Source organism: Schauerella aestuarii (assembly GCF_009866805.1).
Taxonomy (GTDB): domain Bacteria; phylum Pseudomonadota; class Gammaproteobacteria; order Burkholderiales; family Burkholderiaceae_B; genus Schauerella; species Schauerella aestuarii.
Genome location: NZ_SIZW01000028.1, coordinates 1 through 992 on the forward strand (window position 1 = coordinate 1; position 992 = coordinate 992).

The window sequence follows — 992 nt, forward strand, 5'->3', positions numbered from 1 at the left end:
TCGGCGAAGTTCGGCGGCGAAGCCCGCGGCTACGACCAGATCGACGCGGCTCCGGAAGAAAAGGCACGCGGTATCACGATCAACACGGCACACGTCGAGTACGAAACGGAATCGCGTCACTACGCGCACGTTGACTGCCCGGGCCACGCTGACTATGTGAAGAACATGATCACGGGCGCCGCTCAAATGGACGGCGCGATCCTGGTGGTGTCGGCCGCTGACGGCCCGATGCCCCAAACGCGCGAGCACATCCTGCTGTCGCGTCAGGTGGGCGTGCCCTACATCATCGTCTTCCTGAACAAGGCAGACATGGTGGACGACGAAGAGTTGCTGGAACTGGTCGAAATGGAAGTGCGCGAGCTGCTTTCGAAGTACGACTTCCCGGGCGACGACACGCCGATCATCAAGGGTTCGGCCAAGTTGGCGCTGGAAGGCGACAAGGGCGAGCTGGGCGAGCAAGCGATTTTCAAGCTGGCCGAAGCGCTGGACACGTACATTCCGATGCCTGAGCGCGCGGTTGACGGTACGTTCCTGATGCCGGTGGAAGACGTGTTCTCGATCTCGGGTCGTGGCACGGTGGTGACGGGCCGTATCGAGCGCGGCATCATCAAGGTCGGCGAAGAAATCGAAATCGTCGGTATCAAAGACACGGTCAAGACGACGTGCACGGGCGTGGAAATGTTCCGCAAGCTGCTGGACCAAGGTCAAGCGGGCGACAACGTGGGCATTCTGTTGCGCGGCACGAAGCGTGAAGACATCGAGCGTGGCCAAGTGTTGGCCAAGCCCGGTTCGATCAAGCCGCACAAAGAGTTCACGGCTGAGGTCTACATTCTGTCGAAAGAAGAAGGTGGCCGTCACACGCCGTTCTTCCAGGGCTATCGTCCCCAGTTCTACTTCCGCACGACGGACGTGACGGGCACGATCGAACTGCCGAAGGACAAGGAAATGGTTCTGCCGGGCGACAACGTGTCGATCACGGTCAAGCTGTTGGC

The 992-nt window shown here is 60.4% G+C and carries 1 protein-coding gene; it reads left to right on the forward strand.

The window, feature by feature from the left end:
- The coding region (gene tuf, locus EYW45_RS00115; protein ID WP_161133353.1) for an elongation factor Tu at positions 1-992 on the forward strand (992 nt) is incomplete at both ends.